General features: G+C 34.1%; 9 protein-coding genes and 5 pseudogenes. 11 read left to right on the top strand and 3 right to left on the bottom strand.

Translation table 11 applies throughout. The annotated features are described in order from the left end of the window. Positions 1 to 47 precede the first annotated feature (47 nt). Positions 48 to 1,940 (bottom strand): NAD(P)H-quinone oxidoreductase subunit F, encoded by a 1,893-nt coding sequence (locus tag RGRSB_RS06945; RefSeq protein ID WP_119260417.1) that lies wholly within the window; start codon positions 1,938 to 1,940, stop codon positions 48 to 50. Positions 1,941 to 2,741: 801 nt separating this feature from the next. Between RGRSB_RS06945 and RGRSB_RS06940 the strand changes: the two are divergent. From RGRSB_RS06940 to RGRSB_RS06910, 7 genes and pseudogenes are all read left to right on the top strand, one after another. Continuing rightward, positions 2,742 to 3,089, top strand: a pseudogene (locus RGRSB_RS06940) (BMC domain-containing protein). A gap of 12 nt (positions 3,090 to 3,101) precedes the next feature. Then, positions 3,102 to 3,404 (top strand): annotated as a pseudogene (locus tag RGRSB_RS06935) (EutN/CcmL family microcompartment protein). A 111-nt stretch (positions 3,405 to 3,515) separates the two neighbouring features. Next, a pseudogene (locus tag RGRSB_RS10590) lies at positions 3,516 to 3,987 on the top strand (LbetaH domain-containing protein); the annotation flags it as partial. Positions 3,988 to 4,006: 19 nt separating this feature from the next. Then, positions 4,007 to 4,632 (top strand): annotated as a pseudogene (locus tag RGRSB_RS06925) (RuBisCO large subunit C-terminal-like domain-containing protein); the annotation flags it as partial. 530 nt (positions 4,633 to 5,162) lie between these two features. Beyond that, a pseudogene (locus RGRSB_RS06920) lies at positions 5,163 to 5,518 on the top strand (ribulose bisphosphate carboxylase small subunit). 133 nt (positions 5,519 to 5,651) lie between these two features. Beyond that, positions 5,652 to 6,440 carry an ABC transporter permease gene (locus tag RGRSB_RS06915; protein ID WP_119260416.1) on the top strand — a complete coding sequence of 263 codons (789 nt, stop codon included), beginning with the start codon at positions 5,652 to 5,654 and terminating at the stop codon, positions 6,438 to 6,440. Between the two features lie 206 nt (positions 6,441 to 6,646). Continuing rightward, complete coding sequence (locus tag RGRSB_RS06910; protein ID WP_119260415.1) at positions 6,647 to 7,219, top strand: hypothetical protein; 573 nt, start codon at positions 6,647 to 6,649, stop codon at positions 7,217 to 7,219. 703 nt (positions 7,220 to 7,922) lie between these two features. On the opposite strand, the gene RGRSB_RS06905 is transcribed toward RGRSB_RS06910, so the two are convergent. Next, positions 7,923 to 8,912, bottom strand: coding sequence for a GntR family transcriptional regulator (locus tag RGRSB_RS06905; protein WP_119260414.1), 990 nt, complete (start codon positions 8,910 to 8,912; stop codon positions 7,923 to 7,925). A gap of 200 nt (positions 8,913 to 9,112) precedes the next feature. On the opposite strand from RGRSB_RS06905, the gene RGRSB_RS06900 reads away from it, so the two are divergent. After that, positions 9,113 to 10,105 (top strand): ribonuclease III domain-containing protein, encoded by a 993-nt coding sequence (locus RGRSB_RS06900; RefSeq protein WP_119260413.1) that lies wholly within the window; start codon positions 9,113 to 9,115, stop codon positions 10,103 to 10,105. A 1,083-nt stretch (positions 10,106 to 11,188) separates the two neighbouring features. On the opposite strand, the gene RGRSB_RS06895 is transcribed toward RGRSB_RS06900, so the two are convergent. Beyond that, positions 11,189 to 11,572, bottom strand: coding sequence for a hypothetical protein (locus RGRSB_RS06895; protein WP_119260412.1), 384 nt, complete (start codon positions 11,570 to 11,572; stop codon positions 11,189 to 11,191). A gap of 622 nt (positions 11,573 to 12,194) precedes the next feature. Here RGRSB_RS06895 and RGRSB_RS06890 point away from each other — a divergent pair. From RGRSB_RS06890 to RGRSB_RS06880, 3 genes are all read left to right on the top strand, one after another. Then, the gene (locus RGRSB_RS06890) at positions 12,195 to 12,404 is read left to right on the top strand and encodes a histidine kinase dimerization/phospho-acceptor domain-containing protein (protein WP_119260411.1); all 210 of its coding nucleotides are present in this window, start codon (positions 12,195 to 12,197) and stop codon (positions 12,402 to 12,404) included. A gap of 1,402 nt (positions 12,405 to 13,806) precedes the next feature. Next, a complete protein-coding gene (gene cobM / locus RGRSB_RS06885; protein WP_119260410.1) occupies positions 13,807 to 14,580 on the top strand; it encodes a precorrin-4 C(11)-methyltransferase in 774 nt (257 codons plus the stop codon). A gap of 66 nt (positions 14,581 to 14,646) precedes the next feature. After that, complete coding sequence (locus tag RGRSB_RS06880) at positions 14,647 to 15,804, top strand: tetratricopeptide repeat protein (protein ID WP_119260409.1); 1,158 nt, start codon at positions 14,647 to 14,649, stop codon at positions 15,802 to 15,804. Positions 15,805 to 15,826: the final 22 nt, after the last annotated feature.

Below are 15,826 nucleotides of genomic sequence, written 5' to 3'. Positions count from 1 at the left end.
TTAATACATCGACTCCTTACTTTTACTAAAAACTTAAACTGACTTCTCTAAATTAGAGATGACCAATAATTGATAATCATTCCCCACTCTTCACTAAGAGCAAACCACATCAGTAAACTCATTCCAGTTAAAATGGTTAAAATATAAAATTGTGATTGTCCAGATACATTATATTTTAAAATATTGCCACTAAAAATAGTGGCTAAACTTACTAAATTAACCGCTCCATCTACTATATAGCGATCAAACCAAACAGCTAAATAAGACATTTTTTCTATTGCTGCCACCACCGTTATTTCATAAACACGGTTGAGGTAAAAATTGTAAGCAAATAAATCTTGAAAAAACCGCAGATAGAATTGAGTCGGCCGAGTCCAAGACCTTCGTAGAGGACTAACAATTCCAAGGACACAACCAATGATTCCTGACCCGATTGAAAGAGGTATTGCCCATTGAACAATGATGATATCTTTATCAGTCAAAGGTGATACAGCTGACAACCAAAATGGCCAGCGAATTGGAGCAATAGAAGAAATTAGAGTTGTTAGGGTTAACGTTACCATCGGAAAAGCTATCGGCCAGGAAACTTCAGGAGTTCGACGAGTTTTAGGTTGAGGATTTCCTAGAAACACTAAACGGAAGACGCGGGTTAAATTCCAAGAACATAACAAATTTACAAATAGGACAATTGCACATAACCATCCAGGGACATTCCAATCACCATTAAACCATCGTTGTAATGTCCAAAACATTCCTAATGGTAGCAATGCAACTAATCCAGCAGCACCTGTCATAAAACTGGTGGTAGTAGCGGGCATCCGTGACCAAATTCCTCCCATTTCTGTTATATTCTGATTATAAGTTGTTGAAATAACCGCTCCTGCACTCATAAATAATAAGGCTTTGGTGATCGCGTGGGTAAAAACTAATAATAAAGCAATATCGACTTGACCTAATCCAACAGCAATAAAGACCAGTCCCAAATAAGCACTGGTGGAATGGGATAGGGTTCGTTTGATATCAATTTGTGCCAATGCCATCAACGAAGTTCCTACCGCCGTCACTGACCCTAATATAATCAGTACGTCAGAAGACACTGGGGATAGGGTAAACACGGGTTGTAATTTAATTAACACATACGCTCCAGCAGAAACTACTATCGAATTTCGCATAATTCCGGCAGGGTTCGGTCCTTCCATCGCTTTATCAAGCCATAGATTAAGCGGAAATTGGGCACATTTACCTGTAGGACCAGCTATCAACGATATTCCTAACAATGCTGCGGTTAAAGGGGCTAAGTTTGAGCTAATTGCCCATTTTTCTAGTTCAGAGAAGGTTAACCCTTCTCCATAACTAGAAAGAGTAACTAATCCCATTAATAAGATGATATCCCCAACACGCTTGGTTAAAAACGCATCTCTGGCCGCGGTTACTACTAACGGTTGAGCGTACCAGAACCCGACTAAAAGGTAGGTAGACAGAGTGAGAATTTCTAAAAGACCATAACTTAGTAACAAAGAATCACTGAGAGCAATTCCGCCTAAAGCTGCTTCAAATATCCCCATCAATCCGAAAAATCTGGCTAAAGACCAATCTTTTTCCAGATAGCCCAAAGCATAGAATTGGGCAAGTAGGCTAATTCCGTTGACTAATCCCAACGCCCCTAAACTAATTGGAGACAGTTCTATGGTCAAGGACAAATCTAAATCAGCTACCTGAAGCCATCGAAATATTAATTGTTCAGGTTGGCATCGCCAAATAATAGAAAAAGCTAATGAACTGTGAATAAAAGCAAATGCTATCATTAACAAATTTAGGTAAGCTGCTGTCCTAGGTCCTGTGCGACGAATAATTCCTAAAGACCAGGGTAGAGTTAACACCGAACCAATTAGACTATAAATCGGGATCAACCAACTACTGTGTACAATAAAACTGCTCATCTAAAGTAGATTATTTAAGGGTCTTTACTCTTATAGAGCATATCAGTTTTTATCCTTAGTTTCTACTTCAGATAAACACGAAGTCGCGATTTTTAAGTTAAATAAAGCCAAATTTATTCCCGTTGATTATTATATATTACTGAATAGGTTTCTAAAAAGTTTTTTGGACATTGCCATTGTTTATAAGTTTTCTTGAACTTTTAGTTGTCCAATTCATTAAACTGATTGATGAGTGTAATTAGCTATCCATACCCCTTCTAAGGTATAAATTCTAGAGGATTAGTTAATGGCTTAATTATTATTAAACTTAGTGAAAGACATCCTCATCATAACTAAATTAGATAGAGACTAAACTAATTATTATTTATTAATTTACTTCATTAAAAATCTAGTATAAATAAATAACAAAATAGTCTAATTTTTTCTAAAAAATAAGCTATTGGTATAAGCACATCTTTAGAATTTTTATTTTAAATAAAAATTTAAATTGACCATAAGATTAGAAAATATAATGTTGATTTCTATTGTTAGAGGTACCATGGTTGCCTATTCTTTATGTATAGGTTTATATGTCAGCTACTTCCGTTGGGTTTCTTTTATCTGCATCCTTGGACTAAAAATATAACAGGTTCAGAAGGATAGATCATAACCGATAGAAAATTGGTAGGATAATTCACTCTCCTATTCCTGTCTCAATTATTAATGCAATGAAATTGTTCACCGACGGGAAAACAGTTCATAGCTATATGATTGATTTATTTTATACAGTTGTTTAGTTTAGCGATCACGAGGGCATCTAGTATGCCAATTGCCGTTGGAATAATTTAACCCAAATGGTTCCCCACCGTTGTAGAAGAGGTGGATACTATGGTCAAGACTGCTGGTGTTACCCTAGTTGAGTCCGATAAAATTGGAAGCGAACGTGTCACAGTTATTGTACGAGGTGATGGATCTGAAGTACAAGCTTTAGTATCTGCAGAAGTCGATGCGGCTAATCGAGTTAATGGAGGAAAAGTTCTCTCAAACCATATGATTGCTCATCTTCACAAAAACCTAAAATACTTATTGCCGATACGCTACACCGAATTCGTAAAACAATTCCGTAAAAGCGTCAATCTTCCCCTAAGAGAGAGTATAAGCGACAACTAGTAATTAATCATACTGCAAATCATTAAAGTCAAAAGCACCGTCGTCAGCAGCTATAAAACCCCTAAAAAAGGACTTAAGCTCCTGTTAATACAGTTTATGGATGCCAAAGGTGAACCATTGTCCCAATATGAAGTAGCAGGGACATGATGGGTGCAGGACTTGACGAATGGGTCTTAGTTTCAAAAGAAAGTGCTACTCGAAATAGAAGACGGACAAGAATATCGTCCACTCGATGCGATAATAGTGGGGATTATCGATACCGTAACGTTGGAAAACCGAAAACTATACAGCAAAAAAGACGAGTATCGAAGCTAGTTATTATTGTTCACTCAAGGAACTCGACCTCACTTAATTAAGCCGAGGGGGTCTGTCGGCTTAATTAGGTGATAATGGCTTGTTCAATTAATTGGGAGGACTGGAATAGCAATGGTAGTCCGCAGAAGAGTGGACCCCGACGCCTTGGTCGGAGACCTTAGGCGAACCACAAATTGATAATAGTGCCTATTATTTACATTTCTTCTCTAACCTAATTGGGGACGTAAAAATTAGCACTAATATTCTTATTACTCCAGGAATCTCAATTCGCGCCGATGAAGGCGCATTTTTTCCTATTGGTGAATCCATTAATCTACAAGAAGATGGGGTAGTCATTCACAAACTTAACGGAATTAAACGAGGGCGAGTAGTTGGTGATAATCATCAAGAATATCCTGTTTGGATAGGCAAACAGGTATGTATTGTCTACATGGCACTGATTCACAGTCCAGCCTATGTTGGGAATAAATGCTTTATTGGCTTTCGCTCAACTATGTTTAATGCCAAGATTGACCAAGATTGTACAGTGATGATACACATCTTAATTCAAGATGAAGAAATTGCTCCTAGAAAGTATATTCCCTAATGCACGACGACTTCATACCGGTGGTTTGACAGCGAACACCACCTTAGCGAGATATTGTTCTAATAATCGATTATCACTGCACATTCACCGTGCAATGCACGCAGTAATTGATCGTCATAAAAACCATGGTATTCACTTCCACATTTTAGCTGAGTGTTTACGTCTATCTGGTAGTGATCATCTTCACTCTGGAACTGTTGTTGGCAAATTAGAAGGGGAACGAGATATCACTATGAGGTTTGTTAATCTGATGCGTGAAGACTATATTGAGGAAAACCGTACTCGTAGTATATTCTTTACCCGAGACTATGCATCTATGCCTGGAATTATGCCTGTTGCTTCTAATCGTATCCATGTATGGCATGTGCCCGCCTTAGTGGAAATTTCTGGAGATGATTCTTGTTTTCAGTTTGGTGGTAGCACCTTAGGACACTCTTAGGGCAATACAATGCACCAGATGCAACTGCTAATCGTGTGGCTCTCGAAGCTTGTATTCAAGCCCGTAATGAAGGCCGCTCTTTGTCTGGCGAAGCCAGAAACCAGGTGATCCGTGAAGCTTGTCAGTGGAGTCCTGAATTAGCTGCCGCTTGCGAATTCTGGAAAGAAGTCGAGTTCGAATTTGAGGTAATGGATACACTCTAATTTGGAGTATAGTTATTAATTGTGAAGACATCAAAAGTACTCATGTAAAAATACTCATAACTGACAATTGTATTCGAATTGGAATAAGGAGTAATCTATGAATTATAAATAAGTAGTCAAAGAAACAGTTCTAGTTTTTAAAAATAACCTAACTTACTAAACAGTTTGTACCATTATCAAGCAGTTATCCGAAACTAACCCGAATCAAGTTCTTTAGCTGACTCAATATAATTCATCTCATAATATCCAAAAGTGAGAAGTATATTTAGGGGAGTTAATAGCTCAAAATATAGAATTAGTATTGCGGATTATGTTAGCACGATAGCATCTAGCAAAAATAATACTAAAATTTTTACCATCTTTGGTAAAAGCTGGAATTGGTAAAGCAAATATGTAACACTGTAGTCAGTTATTAATACGACTAATTAAGTTCCAAGCAGTAATTTTTAACTCTAATCAAGAAATCTATGAATTTGAAGATAGATGGCTCAAATAATCATTAAATTGGTTAATAAAAAAATAGATAACCCATGGAAATTTCACCTAAAGAGTGTTGTTACGAAACCCTTTCTTACCTACCTTCATTAACTGATCAACAAATTATCAAGCAAATTGCGAATGTGTTAGATCAAGGGGTTACTCCTAAGGTTGAGTCTGAAGAAATTCCTGATATCACAACCTATTTCTGGACAATGTGGAAGTTACCTTTGTTTAGTGCTTCTTCTGTCCAGAAAATATTAGCAGAAGTGCGTGAATGTTGCTCTGAGTATCCAAATTCCTATATTTGTGTTATTCATAGTTTGACAATATCGAACAATGTCAAACTATGAATAACAAAGCTCATAATTTGACATTGTTTGATATTAACTTTTTGAAACTAACTTGAGATATTTTTTCAGTTAGTATCTCAGAGCCTATTTCCTTAAATAGTAGATTGGTTCTAATTTTTTATTTTTTGTGGAGGAAGAGTAGCTGTCAAAAACAATTTACTTTTAATCAACTTTAAGTGAGACTAACTAATGTACTGGATAATTAAAAAAAAATTTACTTTTCTATCGGTTTATTATGCTTACATGATAGAGTATCGTGCTGAAATATTTTTTTGGATTTTGTCAGGATCATTGCCTATTATCTTGATGGGGGTTTGGATAGAAGCAGCTACTCAAAGTGAGTTGAGATTGAGTCCAATTGAATTTGCTCGTTATTTTTTTTGTATGTTTCAAATAAGACAATTTACTAATGTTTGGGTGGTTTGGGATTTTGAGAGAGAAGTTTTAGAGGGTAAACTATCTTTTAAATTGTTGCATCCCCTTGATCCAAGTTGGCATCATGTAGCAAGACATGTTACGGAAAAAATTACTCGATTGCCTTTAGTTATCTTTTTTACTATTTTATTTTTTTTGTTATATCCTCAAGCTTTTTGGATACCTGATTTATTCAATTTTCTGTTAGCCTTTGTAGTCATAGTTGCTGCATTTTCCCTGAATTTTTTAATTCAATATACTTTCGCTATGTTCGCTTTTTGGACAGAAAGAGCCAGTGCTATTCAACAGTTTTGGAATTTAGCCTGTGTTTTTCTTTCAGGAATGACAGCTCCTTTAGATTTATTTCCTGATGGAGTTCGTGAGATAGTTATGTGGACTCCTATTCCCTATATTGCTTATTTTCCAACAGCCTTATTAATGGCATTACCTGTGAATATTATTCATGGTTTATTGATTATGATGGGATGGTGTATTATCTTTTTTGTTGTTAATCGTTGGTTATGGCGACGGGGAATAAAACAATATTCTGGAATGGGAGCTTAATTGAAGAGGCTGCTAAATCATAAGTTCAATTATATACAAGAAATTTAGCATAATCTACTTTTTTTAGACTTTTTTATCTAAATTTACTCTAACAATTGAGGTTTGATCATCAGTAGATAAAATATTTTTTATGTTTTAAGAGATTGAACATCTCCTCCAAATTTTAATATTCTCGAAGTAGAAAAAATATTGAAGATCTAAGACAAATGTGGAACAAAAATGAAGTCATACGTTTTCCTCAAATTAAAAATTTATATCCTTCATTTATTTTGTCTGATTTTTTTCGCTTTAAAAAGAAAAAAATAGATATAACTCATCGTCAAAATACTCAAAAAATCAAGCACAATATAATAACTATTATTATTGAAAATAGTAGCTCAGAAAAACTTTCTTTTAAAGAGAGTAAATCCTGGAATGGACAGACAGGAATTTATCAAATACCACGGGATATAAATCCTGGAGAGTTAGTCACCTTTGATTTCAGAAAAGATTCCCTTCAAAAAAATCAAGGAGTTGTAGTTTACCAAATAATGGACCACTATTATCAAGATTATTTACTGATAATAGGTTGGTCAAATCTTAACAGTTTTAAACTTCTAAATCATGCTTTTATTAAACTTATGTTAATGGAAGATTACCAACAAACAAATTTTGAAAAGATTAAAACCTGGATTAATAATAGTGAAAGTCAATCTTATTCAATTGTTAATAGGTATTCAGCTTACGCTAAAGCGATCACAAAAGGAAGTTTACCCCTATGGGTTAATTGTCTCCATTGAATTTTATGTTAAAAGATTTTTTAAAAATTTTTCTATCATTATGGCTAACCAAATTTAATTATATTTTCAAACTATTAATTTTTTGTTGATGAGTAAACCTTCTTTTCAGGGTAGTATAGGCTAAATAACATCAATTTCTTTGACAGCTTTTCTTGTTATTTTATACCAACTCTTTTTTTCGGCGATTACCTTTTTATATTGCGGTTTGATTTTATCCAAAAACATTTTAATATCACCTCAAACTTTTCATAGTAGCTATTGAGTATCTTTAGACTTAGCCTTTTTTAAAACTTGTATCAAGCTAACAAATAGTATTATTAGTACTAATATTTTCAAAAAGGACGAAGTCTTTAATTTAAACACTACAATTAATCCTTATTTAACACCAAGTAGCAAAATATTTAGACTCATTAAACAAAAAAACGTATCTTCTCGCTTAAACGAGTTTATGATTGACGTATAATCACATTAAGGTTAACACAAAACTCATAAGAATATTCTCTCGGATAAACTTGATGTTCCCTAATATAGTGTTAGCAATGATGTTTGTTCTATAGTCTCACTAGATTTACGATACTGAATAACAATTATCACCATCATAAATGCCGTGATGTTTATAACCCCCTTAAAGTGTTTAATAATTCTCAATATACATAAATCCGATTTAATCACCGCGTGTCATAACATAGTCAGTAACGACTAATTATTCTTCTCCTAACCCCAATTCCAGTTTGAGTAGCTGAATTGATTTATCTCCAATGTAATTTTCAGAACAAATGACATGAGGAGGACGAATGATGTCATCTCTAATAGCTCGGATAGCTTGTTTAACAATGGGATAACTAGCGGGATCACTAATAATTGTTTGGGCTGAACGAACTAATCCCCTAAGTTTAACATGGTCGCTTGCCTGAGCTGAAATTAACAATAAATCATCTCCACGCAAGCTATGAATAAGAATTTCTGCCACAGTTAATATTCCTGGACTGAGACTAACAATACCTAAACGGGTGTCTAGAGGTAAGTATTTAATAATATCTAGTTCTTTACTGTAATCGTAAATGTTTAAAGGAATAACCCGGATGGACAGCGGAGACGCAATAGATTCAGCCTCAGCAAAAAAATAGCTACTTGTAACTACAGTTCCTAATTTAGTTTCAACTAGAACTTGAGCTAATTCTTCGAGAGGAACTAATTGTACGGGAATCGCTAAAGCTTTCTCTAATTCTTGTAATATCAACTCCCCTGCTCCTAAATCCTTAGTAGGAACTGTGACCAATACCTGCGCACTACAACGCAAACGCCAGTCAAGAGCTGCTAGAAATAATTCCTTAACCTGAGAAATTGTTAATCCTTGCCACAACAACTCATCAAGGCTTTTTTGGACTAACTGACTAGCTTCAGGATATTGAGCAAATAGAGGAGAAGCAGGAAGTGTTCCCCCTTCATTTCCTTGAACTTTAACATAAATACCTGATCCAGCAATAGATTCAACTAGACCAACTTCCTCCAATTGTTGATAGACTTTACTAATCGTGTTGCGATGAAGTCCTGTGATAGTAGCTAATTGTCGCGTACTTGGCAATCGATGGCCAGGAGGGTATTGACGAGAAGCAATAGAAAAACGAATTTGGTCAAATAACTGCTTAGAAGAGGGAATATCGCTGTCAGACTGGATTTGAAATTGAAGCATGTCAACTAAGTCGAGGAAAGAGTCAACAAGACATAAAGCTTTAAAAAAAAATATAAGGCTTTCAACCTTAAGACGTTATTTTATCGTGAACAGTTCCGCGGAAATATACTTAACTGAATGTAAAGGCTAATCTAATATGTATATTTAGATATATATATTAGAATTTAAGAAAAGAAAAATGAGTTTGGATAGTATCAAAGATGGAATGGAAACCTACCTACCTTCAAGATAAAATTGGTGTTCGCTTCAAAAATAGCGCTCTTCTCTTTGAATCTCTGATTCATCCGTCTTACGCTCAACAAGTCAACCGATCCGAAAATAATAATGAGCGGCTAGAATACTTAGGGGAGAAAATTCTAGAATTTATTATTACAAATTATCTCTATCAAAATTGTTCCTATTTAGCAGTAAGCAAACTGACTACTTTGCGAAATAAATTAGAAGAAAAGGAAAAGTTGACTGACCTTTGGTTTAAATTAGGGTTAGGAGAAAGTTTCCCTTTTTTGGCTGTAAAAGATGAACGACATTACCTCCGGATCAAACGAAATAATCCTTTCGAAAAGGCTCTCAAAGCATTAGTAGGAGCCATGCATCTTGACCGAGGTTCATCTCAAACTTTTAATTGGGTTAAAAAACAATTAATCGCTCCATTATTAGCCCGTCACTTGAAGAATATTAAAGATAGATTAGACCACGAAAAACAACTTGAATTTTTAGGAGAAGCCCTATTTAACGCAATAGTTGCTGACTATTTATATCGACTTTTCCCTTATGTCAATACTTGTTTTTTAAGTAAAATTACCAAAAAGTTAGTAGTCAAAGAACAGCAAAATAAATATATTAATCAACTCACTTCAGAAGATTGGAAAATTATTGATACTGAAAACGAAAAAATAAATAGAAAATCATTTACCAGCTTGTTAGCTGCTATATATATTCATTTTGATCAACAAAACAGTAAAATAAGCTTTCGAGAAACAGGTAGTTGGTGGATTAATAAATCTATTGATGAAGATGAAATTTGGCGTGAATTGATTAATTTGCTCATCAAAGATGGAGTTTCTCAAAAATGGATTATTCGTCAGGTAATGGGATATGAAAGTAAAGATTATAACGAAGGACGTGAACGTTTTCACGAACTAATGAAATCTTCGAAAATCGATAATGAAATAAAGATCGGCGATCATTACTAATAAAATAACTAAAGAATTTTACTCTTATGTTGCCGTAAATAAAGTCAAGTTCTAAATATAAATAGGATACTCATTTGTTATAAAATTACTGTAAAAATGACTAGAATTTGAATGTTATTTATGGATAAATAGCCTACTTTCAAGATGAATTTATGTTTATGGCGATCATTTATTAGACACAATAATAGTAACCACCGTTAAAAGAATAAAATATTTTGCTAGTAATTTCCCTCTTTCCGAGAACTTAGGTATTTGGGACTATTTGAACTATTTTAAACTATTTTGTCGGACATTATCACCTAAAATCTTTGTTGTCAATACATTCAAGAGATTCTTAAATTAGTTTAATTAACTAGTTACTCTAACAGGATTTTGGTCTTATAATAACGGGATTATTAAAAACTCTATGTTAGTTAGTAAAAAATGGTACATAAATATCTTTGTCCAGGATACAAGCTCCACAAAATGATCTTAATTTACTAAGTTGGTAGATATTTTTTACAATAGAGAAAAATTTTTAATGTATAAAATTATTTAAAAGCTCGATATCACGAACCGCCAAAATAAATTACACTAGTCATAGTTTTACTTATCATTAAATAAAAAAGTGTTGATTCAAGAAAAAATGCTGTCAATTGATGAACAGAATGACAGTACTGTTTAAATCGAAATCTTTGATAGAAATAATGAAAATCACAAAATACTTAGATAGAATCTCGTCTCAATTTTACATTCATAGCACTAAATCTCAACAAATACTGATTTTAGCATATAGCTGTTGCTTTCCTTTCTTTTGATAACTTTTCGTCGAACTCAAGTTTTAGTAGGATAAAAAAATAAATCTACCGAACTCGGGATAATCAAAGTCTGCCAAACTCTAATATAGACTAATTTAATATCATTATTAATGATAAGCAAACTATAATAAGAACAATTTTAAAATAGTGCTTTCGAGACGTTAATATTAATAACTATATTTGTCATATTTAGCAAAAATAAAAAGACAAGGATCAAAAGCACGGATTAATATGTCATTTTCCCTTGTCTCAACAGCTACAAACTGGTTGTTAATATTTTTCTAGTCTACTTAAATAGATTTTTAAACCATTTAAATAGATTTTTAAACCATTGAACTAGGGAATAAGTAGATTCCGGCTCTAAAGTTGAGGTAGGTTCGTGAGTTGGCTGCACTGAAGTATTTTTGGGAGATTCGATGGGAACCGGTTCTGATTTTCTTTGAACTGTTACTAAAAACTGCCTTAACTTCTCTTTATCAGAGACAGAAGCTTCTCTAGCTTGTTTAGCCTTTTGAGAAAAATTAACTTCCCCAATATAAGTTAGCCAGTTTTCCAAGTCTCCTCGGTTTAAGTAATTAATTCCCTCCTGGGGATTATCTTCACAGATTTTAATTAAATCTTCCACATTATTAGCCTGTTGACCATTACTAAATCTAAAAGGTTCTGTCATTGTTTTTTCCTAATTTCCAAGAAAGCGATAAATCTCACTGCTAATCTTAACGATTTTCCTGAAAATTAGTTATAGTCAGATTGAGCAAAAAAGTATAATCCCATTATTAAGTATTCAACTTAGTTTTAGAAAAAATAACGAGCCCACCATCACATTATCTTTTTGTCCTCATAAATCGAGTTTTTTTGTTCTGTAATACGTTACTTTAAACCCAAGATTGAACCAACCTCCGAATTAGTTTACGAGTACAAAAGATTTCGATTATTATTCATACACGGAATATTCACTATTTCCCCATATTATAGGGTGTTTTTCTAATGAAGTGAAAATCTACAGCTATATGGTGTCCCTAGAAATAGATCTATAAAAAAACCGTAAGATTCTCTTACGGTTCAAAAATCATCAAGGAATTATTATTGCCCAATTGACCTCATTAAAAATGGGGATAAAAGAAACTAATTTAGTTTTCATAACTAATGTTCTTCTCCAACTGAAACTTAATATTAGCTAATAGACGTCACTGATTTATGTGTATCACATTGTTAATTATTCAGGAAACTAACTTAGGTAAAGTATATGTAGTTTAGGATACCACTAATGGTCAAATTATATTTTCAATCTAATGCTTCTTTGTCCGCCTGATGTGTGGGAACATCGACATCGGTTAGTTAGTAATATTTACCATGAGTTGCAATTTTCTCTAACGGTAATGTCCGGGTATTTACACAGTAAACCTGTGACAAGACACGATAATCTCAGCGGTATCCAAAAAGAAACTCTCGAAACTGCCGCCTCTGAAGCTGACCGCATGACTCAATACCGAATTTATTAGATTTGGCGCGAGCTGGTGGTGGACAAACGTACTTTTATTTAGAATCTATGGTTTTTAATAATTAACTTGAAGAGGTGTGGCAATAACTCGTTTATATAATAACTATACCATTTATTTTCATATTCTATCAATTTCCATTGTTATTAACAATAACAGTAATTGTATTAAATAAATAATCTTCAATATAATCAATAATTTGTTAAAATACTCCGAGGTAACTATATTGTTAGTGTTAGACTCTATCAGTTAAAAAAAATGTAAAATCATAAATATGCGATCACTGTAAAAAAATTTCTCTATCAGAGTAAGCTCGAATTTCTGAGCAATTTGATATGGGAGATGAAGCTAGAAGTATAATCACCAGAAGAACTCGACTAAGACTCTTTATTATTAGAATTTTAGTTTAAGGAATAGGATAAACTATTGAAGTAATTTCTCAAGTTAGTAGCAATAGCACCTTTACTATTATTTTGTTTATCTTAGAACAACAAAAATTAGGATTAGTCAATTAAATAAAATTTCTGACTAAGTAGACTTTAATAAGTCTAAGAGAGAAAAGTGTTTTAAAAAGAACAAGCATTAGATACCAGCCTGCTTAAAAATTAAGCTAAAATAATTAGTTCACCTAACACAATCATAAGATCAAGAACTATTAACTTTAACTAAAGAACAAATTATTACTCCGGGGATAAAAACAAAAACATAAAATTTATGTTTAAATAAAAAAAAGTGGAAGTTCAAGAAAATTATAGACTGGTAAAATTATCAGACAATACAATTTATAGATATATCTTTCATGGCTAACAATCGTCTAAGATTTTTAAAAAAAAAGAAAAGTCAAATTAACTCGCAGAAAAATTTTAGATAATGAGGTTATATAAAGCTTAAAAGTATTGTTTCTCCTTTTGACTGAAATGACTAAGACTTGTTCGCCATCTTAATTTAAGACTTTAGTTAGTACTCACATATTAATAGCAATACAAAAATAATAGATAAACAGTTCACTACTTAACGATCAATAATTATTTAGAACTAAACATTTGTCTGGACACAGTTAGAGTTTTTTTTAGAAAGTTGCTTAATAAATTCAATCATTTTCTTTCACTAACAGAGGCGCTCTCTAGTGAAGATGGATCAGAGTTAGCAACTATCTAAATCAAATTTATTTGAATCGATAACATTATTTTTTACAACCAGGATTAACCCTACAATTTTTAGGAACTTGATATTATAATTCTAGAAGAAAACGAGATGTTACGCTTTTATTTGCATTAAAAAATAATGTTGTCGATAATAACATACCTTATCCCAAGTTGTCTGGCCTTGTTCTTAAAGATTCAGTAATGCTATAGACTTGAGGTTCTGACTCCATTAACCAGTATTCTATAACAATTGATTTGCAATGACCCTTCTCAAGCCTGCTGTCTACTTCATTGGCGCTGGACCGGGTGATCCAGACTTATTAACCCTCAAAGCACACAAAATCATTACTCAAGCTGATGTTATCTTTTACGCAGATTCTCTAGTCCCTAAGCAGATTCTACAGGATGTTCGCCCTGATACTCTATTAATCTCTACAGGCAGCAAAACTCTAGAGGAAATTATGATCCTAACTCAAGAACAGGTAAAGAACAATCATGCTGTCGTTCGTCTCCATTCTGGAGATTTAACTATTTATAGTACTATCCATGAACAAATGCGGATTTTAGCAGAGAAAAACATTCCCTTCGAATTAATCCCCGGAATTAGTGCCTTTCAAGCGGCAGCTGCTAAATTAGGGGTAGAATTAACTATCCCTAATTTAGTACAGACTATTATCCTAACCCGTATTAATGGTTTTGCCTCAGTCGTTCCTGAAGCTGAAGAATTAGCCAGTTTAGCCTCCCATAAAGCCAGTTTATGCTTGTATTTAGCTGCTCGTCACGTCGAAACAGCCCAAGAAAAATTACTAGACCATTATCCCTCTAATACCCCCATAGCAGTGTGTTTTCGTATTGGGTGGCCAGACGAGAAAATTTGGTTGGTTCCCCTAGAAAAAATGGCACAAGTTACACGGGAGGAAAAGTTAATCCGAACAACCCTTTATTTAATCAGTCCAGCATTAAACCCTAGTTTCTCAAGTCGATCTCGTCTTTATCATCCTCAACATTCACACTTATTTCGTCCACGAATCTAGAGAAAAATAGTATTAAAATGAAGGGTGCAACAAAGATCTCTATAATCGTTGATAGCAAAGATTACCATGCAGGGTTTACTCAAACGCATCTGGCAGTGGATTCAAGAATTTTTTGAGCAGCTTTTTGGAAAACGAGCATCCAGTATCAGTATTGATAGCAACTCACAAGAGTCCAATCGTTCTCTGACAGATACGGATTACGAGTTTTTGTTTAGCCAGTTATTGGAAGGTATTGCTCACGGCTGGCACGAAGGGCGGGTTCTCAAATATTTTGAAGATTTAGGAATACGAGGAAAATCGAAATTCTGGGTGGCTTGGTTAGAACGCTTCGGAGACAAAGCTATAGCATCTTCAGCCCCTAATCTACAATTAGCTGCCAGGATGATGCGTTTAGGAGAATTGGGCCAATCTTTTCGAGAAACTGAAATGATTGGCAAAAAGTCTTATGAGATTGGCCGGAAAATCTATAGCCAAGAAGCAGAAAGTGGAATTTGGGAATATGAAGGTCCTGATATCGATGAGCAAATTATCTCAAAAGATAGTTCCCAGAATAATAGTTCTCATTTCCAAACTGACTCCTCTGACGAAGTCACTCAAACCTTGACCATAGAAGAATTGCGCGAGCGTTTACAGCAAGATACAACCTTAGCCCAACAACTCGCTCCTCAACTGGGGATGAAATCGAGCAATCCTGAACAACTAGTTGATACTTTACTTGAGCGGTTTCAAAACGAGGCTGCTCAACCTAAACAAATTAACTCTCCTAAAACAGAACAAGAATGGTTTAATAAAGGATTGCAGCAAGCTAATCAAGGGGATTTAGAAGGGGCTATTGCCAGTTGGGATAAAGCTTTAGAAATTAATCCTTTACTCTCTCAAGGATGGCATAATCGCGGCAGTGCTTTGGGCAATTTAGGACGATTACATGAGGCGATTGACAGTTTTGATCGGGCAATTTTTCTCAATGCTGACGATCTTGAAGCTTGGAATTCTAAGGGAAATGCCCTATACGGACTAGAACAATGGGAAAAAGCAATCACCTGTTGGGATAAAGGGTTAAAATTACAGCCAAACTGCTATCAAGGTTGGTACAATCGTGGCAGTGCCTTGGGTAAATTGGGCAAAATAGAAGAGGCGATCACTAGTTACCGTAAAGCCTTGGAAATTGAACCCAGTTTCACGTTAGCTCAGTCTCGACTTGATGAATTATCTAGAGAGAGTTAATAGTTGATATTTAAATCTATAA

The organism is cyanobacterium endosymbiont of Rhopalodia gibberula (assembly GCF_003574135.1).
Taxonomy (GTDB): Bacteria; Cyanobacteriota; Cyanobacteriia; order Cyanobacteriales; family Microcystaceae; genus Rippkaea.
This window is presented reverse-complemented; position numbering and strand designations above follow the sequence as displayed.

Coding starts and splice junctions, on each gene's coding strand:
- RGRSB_RS06945 (WP_119260417.1), bottom strand. CDS start 1,940: ATGAGCAGTTTTATTGTACACAGTAGTTGGTTGATCCCGATTTATAGT.
- RGRSB_RS06915 (WP_119260416.1), top strand. CDS start 5,652: ATGTACTGGATAATTAAAAAAAAATTTACTTTTCTATCGGTTTATTAT.
- RGRSB_RS06910 (WP_119260415.1), top strand. CDS start 6,647: ATGTGGAACAAAAATGAAGTCATACGTTTTCCTCAAATTAAAAATTTA.
- RGRSB_RS06905 (WP_119260414.1), bottom strand. CDS start 8,912: ATGCTTCAATTTCAAATCCAGTCTGACAGCGATATTCCCTCTTCTAAG.
- RGRSB_RS06900 (WP_119260413.1), top strand. CDS start 9,113: ATGGAATGGAAACCTACCTACCTTCAAGATAAAATTGGTGTTCGCTTC.
- RGRSB_RS06895 (WP_119260412.1), bottom strand. CDS start 11,572: ATGACAGAACCTTTTAGATTTAGTAATGGTCAACAGGCTAATAATGTG.
- RGRSB_RS06890 (WP_119260411.1), top strand. CDS start 12,195: ATGCTTCTTTGTCCGCCTGATGTGTGGGAACATCGACATCGGTTAGTT.
- cobM (WP_119260410.1), top strand. CDS start 13,807: ATGACCCTTCTCAAGCCTGCTGTCTACTTCATTGGCGCTGGACCGGGT.
- RGRSB_RS06880 (WP_119260409.1), top strand. CDS start 14,647: ATGCAGGGTTTACTCAAACGCATCTGGCAGTGGATTCAAGAATTTTTT.